Annotated in this window: 14 protein-coding genes; 9 read left to right on the top strand and 5 right to left on the bottom strand. The window is 39.1% G+C overall.

The genetic code is table 11. The features are described 5' to 3' along the window. Positions 1-370: 370 nt before the first annotated feature. The 7 genes from pxpB to P20495_RS01055 all read left to right on the top strand — a co-directional run bounded on the left by pxpB (position 371) and on the right by P20495_RS01055 (position 7,051). Positions 371-1,036 (top strand): 5-oxoprolinase subunit PxpB, encoded by a 666-nt coding sequence (gene pxpB / locus P20495_RS01025; RefSeq protein ID WP_008139245.1) that lies wholly within the window; start codon positions 371-373, stop codon positions 1,034-1,036. Beyond that, positions 1,029-1,955: a biotin-dependent carboxyltransferase family protein gene (locus P20495_RS01030; RefSeq protein WP_008139241.1), complete on the top strand. Its 927-nt coding sequence runs from the start codon at positions 1,029-1,031 to the stop codon at positions 1,953-1,955. Before pxpB ends, P20495_RS01030 begins: the two co-directional genes overlap by 8 nt. Positions 1,956-1,983: 28 nt before the next feature. Beyond that, a complete protein-coding gene (locus tag P20495_RS01035; RefSeq protein ID WP_008139239.1) occupies positions 1,984-2,694 on the top strand; it encodes a DUF969 domain-containing protein in 711 nt (236 codons plus the stop codon). Then, entirely contained in the window at positions 2,691-3,716 is a 1,026-nt protein-coding gene (locus P20495_RS01040; RefSeq protein ID WP_008139237.1) for a DUF979 domain-containing protein, read from the top strand. Before P20495_RS01035 ends, P20495_RS01040 begins: the two co-directional genes overlap by 4 nt. Beyond that, positions 3,709-4,377 (top strand): pyroglutamyl-peptidase I, encoded by a 669-nt coding sequence (pcp, locus tag P20495_RS01045; RefSeq protein WP_008139236.1) that lies wholly within the window; start codon positions 3,709-3,711, stop codon positions 4,375-4,377. The genes P20495_RS01040 and pcp overlap by 8 nt, the downstream gene beginning before the upstream one ends. 153 nt (positions 4,378-4,530) lie before the next feature. Further along, on the top strand, positions 4,531-6,204 hold the full coding sequence (gene asnB / locus P20495_RS01050) for an asparagine synthase B (RefSeq protein ID WP_008139235.1): 1,674 nt from the start codon (positions 4,531-4,533) through the stop codon (positions 6,202-6,204). Next, on the top strand, positions 6,188-7,051 hold the full coding sequence (locus P20495_RS01055; protein ID WP_008139234.1) for a PhzF family phenazine biosynthesis protein: 864 nt from the start codon (positions 6,188-6,190) through the stop codon (positions 7,049-7,051). Before asnB ends, P20495_RS01055 begins: the two co-directional genes overlap by 17 nt. Before the next feature lie 283 nt (positions 7,052-7,334). Here the strand turns inward: P20495_RS01055 and egtD are convergent, their stop codons facing one another. After that, positions 7,335-8,309 carry an L-histidine N(alpha)-methyltransferase gene (egtD, locus tag P20495_RS01060; RefSeq protein ID WP_008139233.1) on the bottom strand — a complete coding sequence of 325 codons (975 nt, stop codon included), beginning with the start codon at positions 8,307-8,309 and terminating at the stop codon, positions 7,335-7,337. Beyond that, complete coding sequence (egtB, locus tag P20495_RS01065) at positions 8,306-9,577, bottom strand: ergothioneine biosynthesis protein EgtB (RefSeq protein ID WP_008139232.1); 1,272 nt, start codon at positions 9,575-9,577, stop codon at positions 8,306-8,308. The genes egtD and egtB overlap by 4 nt, the downstream gene beginning before the upstream one ends. Before the next feature lie 894 nt (positions 9,578-10,471). Between egtB and P20495_RS01070 the strand changes: the two genes are divergently transcribed. Beyond that, positions 10,472-12,052 (top strand): BCCT family transporter, encoded by a 1,581-nt coding sequence (locus tag P20495_RS01070; RefSeq protein WP_007376589.1) that lies wholly within the window; start codon positions 10,472-10,474, stop codon positions 12,050-12,052. An 89-nt stretch (positions 12,053-12,141) separates the two neighbouring features. On the opposite strand, the gene P20495_RS01075 is transcribed toward P20495_RS01070, so the two are convergent. From P20495_RS01075 to P20495_RS01085, 3 genes are all read right to left on the bottom strand, one after another. Then, complete coding sequence (locus P20495_RS01075) at positions 12,142-12,852, bottom strand: 3'-5' exonuclease (RefSeq protein WP_008139231.1); 711 nt, start codon at positions 12,850-12,852, stop codon at positions 12,142-12,144. A 3-nt stretch (positions 12,853-12,855) separates the two neighbouring features. Further along, on the bottom strand, positions 12,856-14,751 hold the full coding sequence (locus P20495_RS01080; RefSeq protein ID WP_008139226.1) for a DUF294 nucleotidyltransferase-like domain-containing protein: 1,896 nt from the start codon (positions 14,749-14,751) through the stop codon (positions 12,856-12,858). A 148-nt stretch (positions 14,752-14,899) separates the two neighbouring features. After that, positions 14,900-15,907, bottom strand: a complete 1,008-nt coding sequence (locus P20495_RS01085) for a rhodanese-related sulfurtransferase (protein ID WP_002961191.1) — start codon at positions 15,905-15,907, stop codon at positions 14,900-14,902. Positions 15,908-16,115: 208 nt separating this feature from the next. Here P20495_RS01085 and P20495_RS01090 point away from each other — a divergent pair, with 208 nt between their 5' ends. After that, positions 16,116-17,444 (top strand): DEAD/DEAH box helicase, encoded by a 1,329-nt coding sequence (locus tag P20495_RS01090; RefSeq protein ID WP_008139225.1) that lies wholly within the window; start codon positions 16,116-16,118, stop codon positions 17,442-17,444. Positions 17,445-17,446 lie beyond the last annotated feature (2 nt).

Below are 17,446 nucleotides of genomic sequence, written 5' to 3'. Positions count from 1 at the left end.
AGGCTTTTAAATACGGCTTTGAGCAGAGAAACGATCGACAGGCAACGGTGTCGAACTTGAAATCCAGAGGTTTTTGCAAGCTCAATGAGGTGTTTTTCTGAGATAAGGGCTTTTAATTGGTTTGAAACTTGGTTAATCTGCATGTGAACTCTGTTTTTAGCCATGTTTTTATTGGCGTAACTATTTGATCATTAACAGAGTTCAACTTCAAGCTTTCTTAAGATCCAACCTATGAAATACGATTAATTGAATATAAAAATACTCTTAAACTAAGCTGAGCAAATAAAAATAACCACTTAGTCGCAATGGTGTAAATAAATTAATAAAACTGTGTTACGTTTAAATTATGTTGTACAAATAGGTTTATTTAATGAAGCCAGCTCCTCATATTTATGCATTAACAAACAGTAGCTTACTGTTTGATGCATCGCATTTAGACGCTACAGATAGACTCTCTATTCAAAAGAAAATTTGGGCTTTAACTAGCCACTGTAAAAGCACTGATGAATTTAGCGATTTGGTGCCCGCCATGAACTCGCTCACTCTTTATTTAAAATCAGATAAACACTTAAAACAGTGGTTACAAGTGCTACCTTCGCTGTGGAATGATATTAAAACGAGTACATTTAAGGGGCAGCATCACTTAATCGAAACAACCTACAAGGGTGAGGACATTAATTACGTGGCTCGCTATCATAATTTAAGTGCCGATGAGGTTATTAATATTCATAGTAACACCAAGTACCACGTTTTATTTTTAGGCTTTCAGCCCGGTTTTGCTTACCTACATGGCTTAAATGAGCAATTATACACACCAAGGCGTGACGAGCCTCGCATTAAAGTTCCTAAAGGTTCTGTTGCGATAGGTGCTGCACAAACCGGAATTTACCCCGCAGATACCCCTGGTGGTTGGCACATAATAGGTCATACAGACACTGCTTTGTTTGATTCGACCTCTGAGCAACCTTGTTTAATTCAACCAGGCGATACGCTTGAATTTGTTCCGCTCGTTAATAAAGGAGCAAATCATGATTAAAGTACTTAAAAGTGGTGTATTGCTTACAATTCAAGATTTTGGCCGTGAAGGCTACCGCCATTTAGGTGTAAGCAAAGCGGGTAGCTTGGACCCTATTGCACAAATAATTGCTAATAGATTACTTAACAATAACGACAATGATGCCGTTTTAGAAATAACCGTTGGTTTGTGCGAGCTTGAATTTACCTGCGACACAGTAATTGCACTGCATGGTGCCGATTTGCAAGCAACCCTCGATGGACATGCAATTTATTCTGGCTGGACATATGCAGTAAAAAACAAACAAGTACTGAGCTTTGCTACTGGTAGAGCAGGCTTAAGAGCTTATTTAGCAGTGAAAGGCGGTATACAAAATACTGAGGTTATGGGCTCTAAATCTACAGATTTAAACGCGTGTTTTGCTGGTATTGAAGGTAGAGTTCTCACCACTGGTGATGAAATACCTATTACTCCTTATTATGGAGAGTTTATAAAAGTAGGCGCAATGGCCCCCGCCCAGCGCAAGCTTATACGGCTGCACCAAAGTCCTCATGCTAATTTATTAGGCCAGCCTTTACTTAGCAACTTTGTATCTACCGCATTTAAAGTTAGTAGTAACAGCAACCGAATGGGCGTAAGGCTTGAGCATAAAAATAATTTGGCACATTCGCACTCTTTGCCATCATTAGGGGTGAGTCCTGGGAGTATTCAACTACCACCAAATGGAGAGCCTATTGTGTTACTAAATGATGGCCAAACCACAGGGGGCTATCCGCTTTTAGGCACTGTTATTGAAGCCGACTTACATCAATTTGCACAATTTAGACCTTTAGATACTGTTGAGTTTAAATATGTAACGTTTGAAGAAGCAGCAAAGGCGAAGCTGAAACTTGACGGACACCTGCATCAATTGAGCCTTGCACTTAAAAACAACCTATAAAAACATTCTAAAAATAAATAGGAAAACTATGTTCGATTTAAATTATTGGCCGCTTATTGGCATTCCTGTTGTAGTTATCGGTTTTGCACTGCGCTTTAATCCTTTACTAGTGGTTACCTTTGCAGGACTTGCGACCGGCTGGGCAGTCAATCTTGATTTTATCAGCTTGCTGCAAACATTTGGCGAAAAGTTTATGAACTCGCGCCAATTAGCGAGCTTCATTTTAATTTTACCTGTTATTGCACTGCTTGAACGTTATGGATTACAACAACGTGCCCGCGATTGGATTTCACAAATTAAAACAGCCACCAGTGCGCGTATACTCGCTCTTTATTTTATTGTTAGAGAATGCTCGGCTGCACTTGGTTTACTGTCACTCGGTGGACAAGCACAAACGGTTCGCCCTTTGCTTGCTCCTATGGCATTAGGAGCTGCTACAAATAAATATGGCGAATTGCCTAAACCCGTAAAAGACATGATCAGCGCCCATGCGGCGGCAGTTGATAACATTGCAGTATTTTTTGGTGAAGACATATTTATAGCCTTTGGTGCTGTTTTACTTATGGATGCATTTTTAAAAGAAAACGGTATAACCGGTATTGAACCACTGCATATTGGTCTATGGGCAATCCCTACTGCAATATGCGCTTTAGTTATACATTTATTTAGACTAGCTCGACTCGAAAGTAAAATTGCAAAAGCGGTTCAAAAGTACAATGCACCGGAGCCAATACTATGAGTAAAGTAATTGACGCCGATGTATCGCATACAAGCACTGCACTCGTGACTATTGAAAACATATACCTGCTTATTGGCATCATGGTAATGTTTTTAGTAGTACGTACCCTGCAAGACAAAAATCATCCCAAAAGGCTTACAACCGCCCTATTTTGGTTTTTATTTGGCAGTAGTTTTTTATTTGGTGATTTTGCTATTGCAACTTTTGGTGCACAAATAACGTATTTAATGGTGGGCATTAGCGTATTACTCATTGCTTTATTAGCCGGCTTAAATTTAGTTTCTATGGGAAGTTACTCTATTCCCAGCGAGCAGGTTCAAAACCAAAGCGCTAAGACTCTAGGTAATAAGTTATTTATTCCCGCTTTAATGATCCCAATTGTTACCGTAGTCTTTACTGTACTATTTGATAATGTAGCTATAAACAATGTTTACTTACTTGATCAACGCCATTTAACGCTCGCCTCCTTAACCATTGCATGTATTTTTGCATTACTTGTTGGCTGGAAAATAACCGGTGGTAGCCCTGTTCAAGCCATAAGCGAATCACGCCGTTTAGTAGATTCTATTGGTTGGGCAGCCATTTTACCGCAAATGCTAGCCATGCTTGGTGGGGTATTTATTGTGGCGCAAACAGGCGACTCAATTAAAGAACTAGTTACTTTATTTATAGCCCCTGATAACCGTTTTATGCTGGTTGTTTTGTATTGTGTAGGTATGGCATTTTTTACCATGATTATGGGTAACGCGTTTGCTGCATTTCCGGTGATGACTGCTGGTATAGCGATGCCATTTTTAATTGAAGGACATGGCGCAAGCCCTGCACCTTTAGTGGCGCTAGGTATGTATAGCGGCTATTGCGGTACGTTAATGACGCCGATGGCAGCAAATTTTAATATTATTCCTGCCGCTCTTTTAGACTTAAAAGATAAGTACCATGTAATAAAGGTTCAAATTCCGACGGCAGTTACCTTACTCGCCGTTAATATTATTTTAATGTATAGCTTGGTGTTTAATGACTAAATCAACTTCTTCAATGGCGTGTGTATTAATAACCGGCTTTGCGCCTTTTGGTGGCGAAGCTATAAATCCTTCTTGGCAAGCAGTGCAAAAACTTGATGAAACTATCATCATGAAACACAAAATATGCACACTAGAACTTGCCTGTGAATTTAATACGTCTATCAGTCAGCTTATAAGCGCCATTGAGTCGCACAATCCGGCGGTTGTTTTGTGTATAGGCCAAGCAGGTGGGCGCAGTGAAATATCAATAGAGCGAATAGCAATAAACGTTGATGATGCACGTATTAAAGACAATGCAGGTAATCAACCTGTCGATACACCAATAGAAAAAAATGGCCCTGATGCCTATTTCACAAACTTACCAATAAAGCGCATGTTACAAGCATTGCACAACAGTAATATACCAGCTGCCATTTCGAATACTGCAGGCACGTATGTGTGTAATCACGTTATGTATGGTCTTATGCATTACATAAATGATCACTGCGCTGTAATGAAAGGTGGCTTTGTGCATATTCCTTATTTACCAAGCCAAGCTGTGCACCACAATGGCGCACCAAGCATGAGTGAGGAAACCGTTATTAACGCGCTAAAAGTGATGGTTGCGCAAGCTTTAAACAATAATAGTGACGTAAAAATAACAGCAGGCACCACACATTAACCACTTTGGTGCAGTTAAATATAACTTGGTGCATAAATTATTCTTAATTAATTGTAAAAGCTATGTGACTTGAGTAATTTTTTCTGATAAAACAAGGTTTCGCAGCACAGCAAATTGGCTTTGCTGCACACATAATAGGAATGAGGAGTTACTATGTGTTCAATTTTTGGGGTATTAGATATAAAATCTGATCCCACTCAATTGCGTACCCAAGCAATTGAAATGTCAAAGCTGCTTAGACACCGAGGTCCAGATTGGTCTGGTGTATACGCATCTGAAAAAGCTATTTTAGTGCATGAGCGTTTAGCTATTGTTGGTGTATCAAGCGGTGCACAGCCTTTATACAATCCTGAAAAAACAAATATTTTAGCGGTTAACGGCGAGATTTATAATCATAAAGAACTTGCAGCAGAGCTAGATGTTGATTTTACTTTTCAAACTCAATCAGACTGTGAAGTTATTTTAGCGCTGTACAAACAAAAAGGGCCTGACTTTTTAGATGACCTAAATGGCATTTTTGCATTTTGTTTATACGACGAAGAAAATGACGCCTACTTAATTGGCCGTGACCATATTGGTATTATCCCGCTTTACACTGGTCACGACGAGCACGGTAACTTTTACGTTGCTTCTGAGCTAAAAGCACTTTCTCCAATTTGTAAGCATATTGAAGAATTTCCACCAGGGCATTACCTGTACAGCAAAGATGGTAAAATTACGCCTTATTACAAGCGTGATTGGGAAACGTTTGATGCAGTTAAAGATAACAGCGCACAAGCCCTAGACGTTAAAGATGCATTAGAAGCGGCCGTTAAACGCCAGCTAATGTGTGACGTGCCTTACGGTGTATTACTTTCTGGTGGTTTAGACTCATCGGTTATCTCTGCTATTACCCAGCGTTTTGCTGCAAAACGTATTGAAGATAACGACGAAAGCGATGCATGGTGGCCTAAGTTGCATTCTTTTTCAGTAGGCCTTGAAGGCTCGCCTGATTTAGCGGCTGCACAAAAAGTAGCTGACATGATTGGTACTATTCACCACCCTATCATTTTTACCATTCAAGAAGGTATTGATGCATTACGTGAAGTGATTTACCACATAGAAACCTACGACGTAACAACAATTCGTGCCTCTACACCTATGTACCTAATGGCTCGCCAAATTAAAGCAATGGGCATTAAAATGGTGTTATCCGGCGAAGGTGCTGATGAGCTATTTGGTGGTTACTTATACTTCCATAAAGCCCCTAACGCACAAGAGTTTCATGAAGAGCTAAACCGTAAAGTATCAAAACTGCATATGTTTGACTGTTTACGTGCTAATAAATCAATGGCAGCATGGGGCGTAGAAGCACGTGTACCGTTTCTTGATAAAGAATTTGTTGATGTTGCTATGCGTATCAACCCTGAAGCTAAAATGTGTAAAGATGGCAAAATTGAAAAACACATTTTACGTGAAGGCTTTGAAGGTTACTTACCTGATGAAGTGCTATGGCGCCAAAAAGAGCAATTTTCAGACGGTGTTGGTTACAGCTGGATTGATACGTTAAAAGAGTTTGTAAACGAGCAAGTAAGCGATCAAGAGCTTGCAAATGCAAAATTTAAATACCCTATTAATACACCAGATTCAAAAGAAGCTTACTACTACCGTACTATTTTTGAATCGCATTTCCCTGGTGATGCATCAGCTAAATGTGTACCGCATGGTAAATCGGTAGCATGTTCGACTCCTGAAGCACTTGCATGGGACGCATCGTTCCAAAACAATGCAGATCCATCAGGTCGTGCTGCGGGCGTTCATAACGACGCGTATGCAAGCAAAGGTTAACACTCTTTGTTTAACGAAGCGTAAGCCCAAATGGCTTGCGCTTCGCTTTATAAAACTCACTTCCACCGAATCTGTTTTTTATAGCCCTGTGAATAACTTAAAAGGCTCAAGTGCTTTAATTGTTATTTATAAAAATGGGTTAACATCAAAAACAATGCAATATATTGCATCACAATCAAACCACCCTGCTACCGTATTTTTAAATCAAAATGAGATAACTAAACGCCATTGTAATATTCGCTGGTTTAACCAAACAAGTGAAATTAAACGCTGTGGACATGGCACTTTAGCGGCCGCTAATTTTTTAATAAAGCATTTTGGTTATTGCCCAGAAGTACTTACATCAATGAGTCATGAGCGTTTTACTATAAGAGTAAAAAAACAACGCGCCCAGTTATTACTAAAAAGCATAGAGCCTAAAAAAAGCGAATTAGCTGCAGGTGAGTTAAAAAGTGTGTTTTCATCAGCAATAAAAGCAGCCTACAGTACCGGCGATAAAAACGGTTATACGGTTGTATTATTTAATAAAGAATTTAATGAAGACGTTGAAAAAGACGATTTAAAAAGCTTACACGTTGATTTTAAAGCCTTGAGTAAACTCCACAAAAATGCAGTAATTGCCCTTAGTATAAAAAATAAAGACAAGAAAAATGCCATAGCGCATTTTAGATACTTTGCACCCCAGTTTGGAGTAAATGAGGACAGTGCAACGGGCTCAGCAATAACTGTTATTGCCCCTCTACTATTTAGACTACATGGTTTAAATAAAGTTAAGCTTATACAGCAATCAAATAATGGCGCATTGCTAAATTATGAGTTTAACAATGCTAAAGTTGTCATTTACTAGGGCGTGTTGACCTTTGCGAATTGAAATTTGTTCAATCTAGGGGCGATTAAATCGCGGCGCGAGGTTTGTAACCTAGTGGGCTAAGTAAAAATCGAGCAACAAAGAGTTTATCGCCCCTAGGCAGAACCCGAAGGGCAGCACATGTTTGGCATTTATGCTGCGTTATCGCCTATTTATGTGGAATAACCACACTTCATAGGCTCTGCCTTGCCTAAAAACCAAACATATTGCTGCAAATTCAACTATCAAAGATCAACACGCCCTAAACATATTAAGTAAACGTTTATAGCGGTCTTAACAAGCACAATGCAAAATAGTTACTATCGTCTTGCCATGTTTGCTCTAACTTTAAATTAGCTTGCGCTGCTAGCTGCTTAAACGACTCGAGCGTGTACTTGTGAGAGTTTTCTGTATGGATACTTTCACCTTCTATAAAGTCTATTTGCTGATCATTTATAATCACGCTTTGAGTGCAATTACTTACTAAATGCATTTCAATACGGCTATGTTGCTCGTTAAAGCGTGACTCATGGCTAAAGTTATCTATATTAAATGTGCCGTTTAGCTCGTTATTAATACGTTGTAGTAAATTTTTATTAAATGCGGCGGTAACTCCCGCTTTATCGTTATATGCATCAAGTAACACTTGGCGCTCTTTAACTAAATCAACCCCAATTAATACATAACCGTTTACACCGCATAAGCGATGGAAATTATTCATAACCTCGATGGCTTTAACTGGAGAAAAATTGCCAAGAGTCGAGCCCGGAAAGTACACCAAATTGGTTTGACTATCTAAAGCGGTGTCTTTGGTTAGCTGTTTAACCATTTGATTATGTGTAAAGTCTCCTAGTAATGGCGAAATTGCCAAATCTGGGAATAACGGTGACAAATGTGCAAGTGAATAACTGAGCATCTCCTCAGAAATTTCAAACGGTACGAAGGTTTTTACGTTTGCCATGTGCGCTAATAAATACGCGACCTTTTTACCCGAACCACACCCAGGCTCAATAATAGAGAGATTTTCAGGTAGCATTTGAGCAATCGACTGCGAGTATTGCTCTAAAATAGACAACTCCGTACGTGTAACATAATACTCTTGTAAGGATGTTATTTGCTCGAATAATGCAGCACCTTTATCATCGTAAAAATACTTACACGGAAGCGTTTTTTGTTGTTGAGTTAATCCGCTTATCACGTCGTTTAAAAATTCAGTGTCGGTTATGTTACTTTGTTTAATCGCTGTTACTTGGCTCATACTATATCCTTAGCTAGTCTTATCCCGCTGCACATCCACGCTTGATGTGGGTAATAAAAATTTCGGTATGTTTGTCGTAAATGGTTTTGAGGGGTAAACACACACCCGCCACGTAACACCATTTGGTTATTCATAAATTTACCATTGTATTCCCCTGCTACTCCTTCAATAGGCTTAAAACCGGGGTATGGCAAATATGCACTGTTTGTCCATTGCCAACATGAATCCGTTAACTGGTTTATTTCAGTATCATCTTTTGTTTGTTGTGGTGTTAGGTAGTTATTATTAGTGTCTGTTAAAGGTGTATTTTTAGCTGCATATTCCCACTCGAACTCTGTAGGCAAGCGAGCCTTTATAAAATTAGCATAGGCGCTGGCCTCAAAATAACTAACATGGCTGATGGGAGCACTTAAATTTAAAGGCTGCAATCCATAGTGTGTAAACTCAAACCATTCGTTATTTATGTAATGCCAATATAATGGATGCGTTAAACGAGTGTTTTGAATATGCGCCCAACCGTCGCTTAACCAATATTGTGGATTGCTATATCCACCGGCATTTATAAAGTCTAAATATTCACCATTAGTGACCAATCTATTAGCAAAACTGAATGGATGAATTAGTACTTGGTGTTTGGGGCACTCGTTATCATATGCAAATTCATCTTCGCCATTTGTCCCAATATTAATAATGGCTTGTTCAAAATTGATAAAATTAAGGGGTTTAATATCAGCTGATTTTTTTTGGCTATTTAAAAGCGATGTTTTATATTGAGGAAATAATGGATTTACTGAAAAGTTATATTTGATGTCCATAAACATTAGTTCTTGATGCTGTTGCTCGTGGTGTAACCCAAGTTCAATAATATCTTTAATGTGCGGGTTAACGTCAGTCTTAAGTAATTCAATCAAGCGGCTATCTACATGTTCTCTGTAAGCTAGCACTTCGTCTAAACCTGGCCTAGATAAGCTTCCTCTGTTTGCCCGTTTAAATTGCTCTCCAATCCCATTGTAGTAAGAATTAAAAAGCATTTTATAGTGAGGATTAAACACTGCGTACTGTTTACAATGAACACTAAGTAAAAACGTTTCAAAAAACCACGTGGTATGCGCTAAATGCCATTTAGTAGGACTGGCATCAGCCATAGCTTGTAATTGGCAATCTTCTACAGTGAGTGGTTCAATAATAGCTAGGCTTTCGTCTCTAACGCTGCAAAAGCGTTTAACAAGTTCGTTTTGATTGGTATCGTTTGTAACGCTTTCACGCATAATAGTATTAATCCTTTGCCTATCTATTTATAAAATATAGCTTAGGGCATGCTGAGCTTTTTGGATTGAAATTTGTTCAATCTAGGGGCGATTAAATCGCGGCACGAGGTTTGTAACCTAGTGGGCTAAGTAAAAACCGAGTAACAAAGAGTTAATCGTCCCTAGAAAGAACCCAAAGGGCAGTGTATGTTTGGTATTTATGCAGCGTTATCGCCTATTTATGGGGAATGACCACACTACATAGCCTCTGCCTTGCCTAAAAACCAAACACACTACTGCAAATTCAATCGCCAAAATTCAACATACCCTAATGTTGTGTTAAATCATATTCATATTACAACTTGATTAAAGATGCTTATCGGCTTATAAAATTATAATAGCCTTGAAGAGAAATTTGCTCTTTGCTAGCCGGTTTTTGATTATTCTTACGTGCATGCAAGCATGAAAAATAACGCATAAGCTGTTACCGAACCGCTAAGCTATAAAACTAGGAGCGATTAAATTGCGCCTAGATTTAATAAATTTCAATCCTTAAAGACTAACAAGCCCTAATATTTAAGCATTAATTAAGCTACTTAAAAATGATCTTTTTTTACTTAATCAAGTAAATTAATACTTTTAATAGCAAACTAAATTTTAACGTTCACTGAATTTTTAAATTTAGGGCTTTTAAATGAAAGAATCATGAATTTGGCCATATAAACAGCGTTTTAAATACAAATTCATTTACATTTAATATTTAACTCATACACTACTAGCTGTATGAACACGCTTCAAATTAGTTAGTCTTCAAATAATTACGGTATTACTTTTTACTTAATATTTAAAGACTAATGTAATTCGATATGACGCCGAATTTATTTTGGCTTGTTAGGACAACTAAAGAGGTATTGCATGAAGGAAAATCATGACAAATATAGTATTGACAACACGGATTACACCGTAGGTCAGGACAACGTACAAAAGTGGGGTTTTGATATACACAACCCTGTTTTTGGAACTAGTGCGGGCCTGATTGTCATCTTTTTAATCGCCATACTTGTTACCGACCCACAAACTGCAAAAACAGCGCTTGATAGTATCAAGACCGATATTATTAATAATTTTGATGCCCTATTTATGTGGGCTGCTAACTTCTTTGTACTCTTTTGTTTAGCACTTATTGTTTCTCCTTACGGTAATATTCGCCTTGGTGGTGATGACGCTAAACCTTCTCACTCTCGCGTTTCATGGCTTGCTATGTTATTTGCTGCGGGTATGGGTATCGGCCTTATGTTTTGGGGCGTTGCTGAACCAGTTGCTTACTTTACTGGTTGGTACGAAACACCGCTTAATGTAGCCGCTAACACACCAGAAGCTGCAAAATTAGCAATGGGCGCAACTATGTTTCATTGGGGTCTTCACCCTTGGGCTATTTACGCTGTTGTTGGTTTATCTCTTGCGTTTTTTACCTATAACAAAGGTTTACCGCTTTCGATTCGTTCTATTTTTTACCCTATATTAGGTGATAGAGCGTGGGGTTGGCCTGGTCATATCATTGATATTTTAGCTGTACTTGCTACGTTATTTGGCCTTGCAACGTCTTTAGGTTTAGGTGCGCAGCAAGCTTCTGCAGGTATTAACCATGTATTTGGCACAGAAGGTGGCATTGGCTCTCAAATTTTAGTTATTGCAGGTGTAACACTTTTAGCCATTGTCTCTGTGGTTCGTGGTATTGACGGTGGTGTGAAACTGCTAAGTAATGTAAATATGCTAATTGCGTTTTCATTATTATTGTTTGTTTGTTTAGTAGGCTTTGCTGTAGCAATGGGTAATGTACCAACTACCGTAATGGGCTATGTAGAAAATATTATTCCATTGAGTAATCCTCACGGCCGTGAAGACGAAACGTGGATGCATGGTTGGACTGTGTTTTACTGGGCTTGGTGGATTTCCTGGTCACCGTTTGTAGGTATGTTTATCGCGCGTGTATCACGGGGTCGTACAATTCGTGAATTCTTAATTGCGGTTTTACTTATCCCTACTCTAGTTACTGTTTTATGGATGTCTATTTACGGCGGTATTGCGATTGATCAAGTAGTTAATGGTGTTGGTGCGTTAGGCACTAATGGTTTAACTGAAGTACCTTTAGCTATGTTCCAAATGCTTGATGAGTTACCTTTATCTAATATTTTATCGTTTATTGCAATTTTATTAGTGTTGGTATTTTTCATTACGTCATCTGACTCTGGTTCATTAGTAATTGATTCAATTACAGCTGGCGGTAAAATTGATGCACCGGTACCACAACGTATATTTTGGGCATCGGTTGAGGGCGCAATTGCAGCTGCTTTACTTTGGATTGGTGGCACACAAGCAATTGAAGCACTACAAGCAGGCGCTGTTTCTACAGGGTTGCCATTTACTATTGTATTGTTGTTTATGTGTTTAAGCTTAGTTTTAGGTTTACGAACTGAGCCTCGCCCAGTTAAGTAATACTTTTAGTAAGTAACACTTTTAGCTAGTAACGAAAGCGCCGCAATTTTGCGGCGTTTTTTTGTTTAATAACTTTAAATTGTATGCGCTTATAGCCATAACTCTGAAATGGGCGTGTCTACACGATAATGGTGACTCAGTTGCGCTTGTAAAAGCTCAGCTGTAGCAAGTGCATCCGTTAGCGCATTGTGATTTTGATATGCAGGTAGAGAATGACGCGCACGGCAATCTGTTAGTCTAAGAGAACCTAATTTTGTGTTAAACAGCCGCCCTAATAACCCTTGCCTTGCTTTTAGTGCTCTTTTTTCTATTTCCATTGTATCTACCAGTGCAAACTCAATACCTTCTTTAAGTCTTAGTAATAAAGCATTGTTTAAAAAGTGGCGCTCTATTGCAGCGTAATGCACCACGACAACTTTACCACTGAGCGCTTCAAGTAAAGGCTCTATAATTTGATTAAAGTCAGGGGCCTCATTTACCTCAGAGTGCGTTATTCCATGTATTAAAATAGACTCTTCATGAAGATTACGCCTAGGCTGCACAACCCAATGCCGACTGTGCTTACAATAAATGCGCTCTAAATTGAACGGCACTAAACCAACACTCACTATATCGTCGTTTTGGCTATTTAAGCCTGTTGTTTCAAAATCCATTGCTACAAAAGGTACGTCTTTTATTGCAGCTTTGTCTTGATTATAAGCACCCGCATAAAAGTGTTTTAAGAGTTTATTTTTGGTGCTATTTGCAAGCTCGTTATACCTAGCTTGCCAATTAATTGCTTTATGATTACGTGGATTCATAGGCTACTTCATACCAGAGTTTGCTGTGTAGCTAAATTTTAAATAGCTTTGTGCTTTTTCTAAAATAGCGAATGCCTCTTTTAAGTTTCGTTGCTCGAACGGAGAAAGTAAATGTGGGTCTAAGTCGTTATCGGGCTCTTCGCCCTTCTCTATTTGCCACGCTTGATGGCGAATTCGCATCATGGCAATGTACTCAAGTGCATCACGTAAATCTTGCGCTTTGCCCTGTGGTAAAAGTTTTGCGTCAATAATATCTTCTAATCGCTCAAACGAGTTTTGTTTGCGTGAACCAATGGCTAATGCGTGCACCCGAATAACATCAGAAAGAGGTGCAGTCCCTCTTCGCTTTAAGTTCATTGAACGCTTATGTTGGCCATTATGCTCCATAACAAAGCCTTTAAAGAAGCCAAGTGGAGGTGTTCTGTTGCGTGCATTTGCTGCCATATTAGCTAAAAACACGCGATTTACTTTACTTTGTTTTGCTATAAATATTTTAAGCTCGTCGGCCCACTTAGTTTTACCCCACACACCGTCTAAATCAAAAAATATAGCGCTATTAAGCAGCGCTTGTGGTTTTGGCTGCGCTATCCAATCTGCAAATTGATCGAACCACTGTGAGCGAGTTTTACGCCATTTTTTAAACGACGCCATAATTTCTCCATCACAGTAGGTGTAACCACACTGCGCTAAGCCATCACACACAAAATCGGCAATATTTTGAAAATACGCGTTATGTTTTTCGTCGTCGTAACTGTCATCTAAAATAAGCGCGTTGTCTTGATCGGTTACAATAAGTTGCTCGTCTCGAGCCATTGAGCCCAGAGCAATAAAACAATAAGGCACAGGGGGTGGTCCAAACTTTTCTTCTGCTAATACAAGTAGTCTTTGTTTAAATGTACGCCCTATAACAGCCATGGCTGTACCAACCATGTGTGAGTTTGCATCTTCATTCACCATACGAACAAACACATTGGGCAATTGGCGCGCATAATGCGCCAAATCTTCTATTGTTTGTTGAGCCAGTATGCCACGTACAAGTAATAAGCTGCTTTGAGATTCATAACGCAAAATATCAGAGAGAGAGATAACTCCTATTGGGCGTCTTTTTTGTACTACTGGCAAATGATGTAAGTTATCTCTAAGCATGGCAAGTACTGCTTCGAAAATATAGTCATTAGCATCTAAAAGCACTAAGTTAGTGGACATAATATCTTTTGCTTGCGTGTTAAAGGCAAGCCCTTTAGCCACTACTTTAGTGCGTAAATCCCTATCAGTTATTATACCAACTACTTGTCCATCATCTTCTTCTGGGTCATCATTTATGGGTTTATTTACATCTGTTACCAACACTGACGATACCGCCTCTTCGGTCATTAATTTAGCGATATCTTGTATCGTAGAAGTTGCATCTACGGTGACTACGTCTCTGTGAATTAATGATTTTACCTTCGCGGTTGTCAGGTCATTACCATCGGCTTGCTCGACAATAGCTTGATGCAAACGCACGTTACCGTCTGTTTCGAAGTAATCAGCAAACGCATCAAACTCATCACAGTAACGATTAAATAGCTCAACATTTATGCAATACACTAACGTATCTTCCAGAGCAGTTGCGGGAAAACGCACCTTACGGTTCATCAATAAACCCATTTGACCAAATATACCTGCGGTAGCCAAACGATTGTACAGCTCGCCATTTCGGCGATACATTTCTACAGAGCCACTTCTAATTACATACAAATCAGAAATGTCTTGTCCAAAACTCAAAATATCTGTTTGAGCTCTGAAATAAGCCACTTCTACTTGTTGAGCTAGCTCATTAAGCGCTTTTTGAGGTAAGTCATCAAAAGGAGGATGTTGTGCTAAAAATTGTGCGATTTCAACTTGTTCGGCTTGCATAAATCCCTTCCTGTATGCGCATTAAAATGACTAAATCTATTTTGCAGACTAACACTATCATCGGGGTGTGAAAACAATTACTGCACAATTTTGGGCACAAAAAAAGAGCCTAAATAGACTCTTTAAATGTAACACTTATTGTATAAATTTATTTACCGCGCTGAGCGTCTTTTTGGGCTTTTTTAGCTTCTTTACGTTGCTGTAAAACAGCTTGTGCCTCATTACCGATATGGCCCTCACCGCGCGCTTGCGCTAGTTCTATTTGCTTTTGGCGCTCTGCAAAACGTGCGCGTTGTTCGTCCGTTACTTCTTCAATGCAGTGATGACAAGAAACGCCTTCCATGTATTCAGGCTTTAACTTTTCGTCTTCTGTAATTGGCATACGACACGCGTGGCATTGATCATAAGAGCCTTTTTGTAGGTCGTGATCAACCGCAACACGATTATCAAATACAAAACACTCGCCTTCCCACATGGTTTCTTCTTTTGGCACTTCTTCTAGGTATTTTAAAATACCGCCTTCAAGGTGATAAACTTCATCAAAACCTTGCTCTTTCATGTAGGCTGTCGATTTTTCGCAGCGGATACCGCCGGTACAAAACATCGCCACTTTTTTGTGTTTTTCAGGGTCTAAGTTTTCTTTAGCCCACTGTGGAAATTCGCGAAAGGTTTTAGTATTTGGATCAACCGCATTTTGAAATGTACCAATTTCAATTTCGTAATCATTACGTGTATCAATTAAAATTACTTCAGGGTCAGATATAAGTGCGTTCCACTCATTTGGCTTTACATAGCTACCCACAACTTTAAGCGGATCTACGCCTTCAACGCCCATCGTTACAATTTCTTTTTTTAGTTTTACTTTAGTGCGGTAAAACGGACATTCATCGTCGTAAGATTCTTTTGTAACGATGTTTTTTAAATTTGGTTGCTCATCTAACCATGCTAATAAGTTGTCTATCCCTTCACGTTTTGCAGAAACAGTGCCGTTTATACCTTCGGCAGCGAGCAATAAAGTACCGCGTACTTCATTTGCTTCCATCACTTCTAGTAATGGCTTACGGATAGCTTCAAATTCAGGTAAACCTACAAACTTATACAGCGCACATACTACAAAGTGATCGCCCGTTACATTATCTTTATGAACAACAGTCATTATATTTCCTATTTTGCCTTGTTAGCCAATATTGGCGTTTACCGAATCGTAAATCCGGCGCATATGGGGCGCGTATTTTACGCTTTTTTAGTTTAATTGCAAAAAATAGCGCTATAGATTGGTTTTTACTGTTAGCGACCTAGCTGTGTAAGCTATAATGCGCTGATAAATTTATAGAGTTAATTTGCTCATTTTGGAGAAACACACATTGCAGTTTACTGATCTTGGGATTGATACACGCCTTGAAACACAACTAGCACATCAAGGGATCACCCAGCCCACCGATATTCAAGCGCATGCAGTGCCTACCGCACTTGCAGGGCATGACATTTTCGCTCAGTCTAAAACTGGGTCGGGCAAAACCTTGGCGTTTTTATTACCTGCTGTACAAAGGGTTATGAAACAAAAAGCACTCAGTAAACGCGATCCTCGTGTACTTATTGTTGCTCCTACGCGTGAGCTTGCTACGCAAGTATTTACTCAGCTACGTTTATTAATTGCAGGCACAGCCATTAAGGCCGTAAAAATACTTGGTGGCGAAAACTTTAATGACCAAATAAAAGCACTTAGAAACGACCCACAATTCGTAGTTGCTACACCTGGGCGTTTAGCTGATCACATTACAAAACGCTCATTACAATTGAGCGGACTAGAACTGCTTATTTTTGATGAAGCCGATCGTATTTTAGATTTAGGTTTTACTGAGCAGTTAAAAATGATTAACGAGCAAGCTAATCACCGTTTACGTCAAACGTTATTGTTTTCTGCAACACTTGACCATGCACAAGTAGATGCTCTATCACGTAACCTATTAAAAAAACCAAAGCAAATTACGCTAAGTGCAGCAAATGAGCAACATAGCGATATTAAACAAACGTTATACCTTGCCGATCACCTTGATCATAAAGAAGCGCTATTAGAGCACTTTTTAAACCAAGATGATGTTGGCCAATGTATTATCTTCACAGCAACGCGTTCTGACACGAGCCGTTTGAGTGAAGCGCTTAATGCTAAAGGCTTCAAATCTGTAGCGCTTGCTGGTGATTTAACGCAAAGTAAACGTTTAGATATCATGGATTCGTTTAGCCGCGAAAACTTTAAAATATTGATCACCACCGACGTTGCATCTCGTGGTTTAGATTTACTAAGCGTAACGCATGTTATTAACTTTGATTTACCAAAACACGCTGAAGAATATGTACACCGCATAGGTCGCACAGGACGAGCAGGCTTTAAAGGTAACGCAATCTCATTAGTTGGCCCAAAAGATTGGGCAAGTTATTTAGCTATTAAAGCATTTTTAAATGACGAATTAAAATTTGCGAGCGTAGAGAGCTTAAAAGCTAAGTTTAAAGGTTTAAAAGAGAAAAAACCTGAGGCAGCGTGGGACAAATCTAAAGAAAAAGCCGCCGCTGTTAAAAAGCCTGCATTTAAGCGCAAAGCTAAACCTAAAAAGCCTACAGCACCAATTAAAGCACCGATGAACATTGATGGCGATACACCAATGCGCCGTAAAAAAAAGCCTGAGCAGGAATAATT

The organism is Pseudoalteromonas sp. BSi20495 (assembly GCF_000241185.1).
GTDB lineage: Bacteria > Pseudomonadota > Gammaproteobacteria > Enterobacterales > Alteromonadaceae > Pseudoalteromonas > Pseudoalteromonas fuliginea.
Note: the sequence above shows the minus strand (reverse complement) of the source record. Positions and strands in the feature narration are given on the sequence as shown.

Coding starts and splice junctions, on each gene's coding strand:
- egtB (WP_008139232.1), bottom strand. CDS start 9,577: ATGCGTGAAAGCGTTACAAACGATACCAATCAAAACGAACTTGTTAAA.
- P20495_RS01070 (WP_007376589.1), top strand. CDS start 10,472: ATGAAGGAAAATCATGACAAATATAGTATTGACAACACGGATTACACC.
- P20495_RS01035 (WP_008139239.1), top strand. CDS start 1,984: ATGTTCGATTTAAATTATTGGCCGCTTATTGGCATTCCTGTTGTAGTT.
- pcp (WP_008139236.1), top strand. CDS start 3,709: ATGACTAAATCAACTTCTTCAATGGCGTGTGTATTAATAACCGGCTTT.
- P20495_RS01085 (WP_002961191.1), bottom strand. CDS start 15,907: ATGACTGTTGTTCATAAAGATAATGTAACGGGCGATCACTTTGTAGTA.
- P20495_RS01055 (WP_008139234.1), top strand. CDS start 6,188: ATGCAAGCAAAGGTTAACACTCTTTGTTTAACGAAGCGTAAGCCCAAA.
- egtD (WP_008139233.1), bottom strand. CDS start 8,309: ATGAGCCAAGTAACAGCGATTAAACAAAGTAACATAACCGACACTGAA.
- P20495_RS01030 (WP_008139241.1), top strand. CDS start 1,029: ATGATTAAAGTACTTAAAAGTGGTGTATTGCTTACAATTCAAGATTTT.
- pxpB (WP_008139245.1), top strand. CDS start 371: ATGAAGCCAGCTCCTCATATTTATGCATTAACAAACAGTAGCTTACTG.
- P20495_RS01040 (WP_008139237.1), top strand. CDS start 2,691: ATGAGTAAAGTAATTGACGCCGATGTATCGCATACAAGCACTGCACTC.
- asnB (WP_008139235.1), top strand. CDS start 4,531: ATGTGTTCAATTTTTGGGGTATTAGATATAAAATCTGATCCCACTCAA.
- P20495_RS01080 (WP_008139226.1), bottom strand. CDS start 14,751: ATGCAAGCCGAACAAGTTGAAATCGCACAATTTTTAGCACAACATCCT.
- P20495_RS01075 (WP_008139231.1), bottom strand. CDS start 12,852: ATGAATCCACGTAATCATAAAGCAATTAATTGGCAAGCTAGGTATAAC.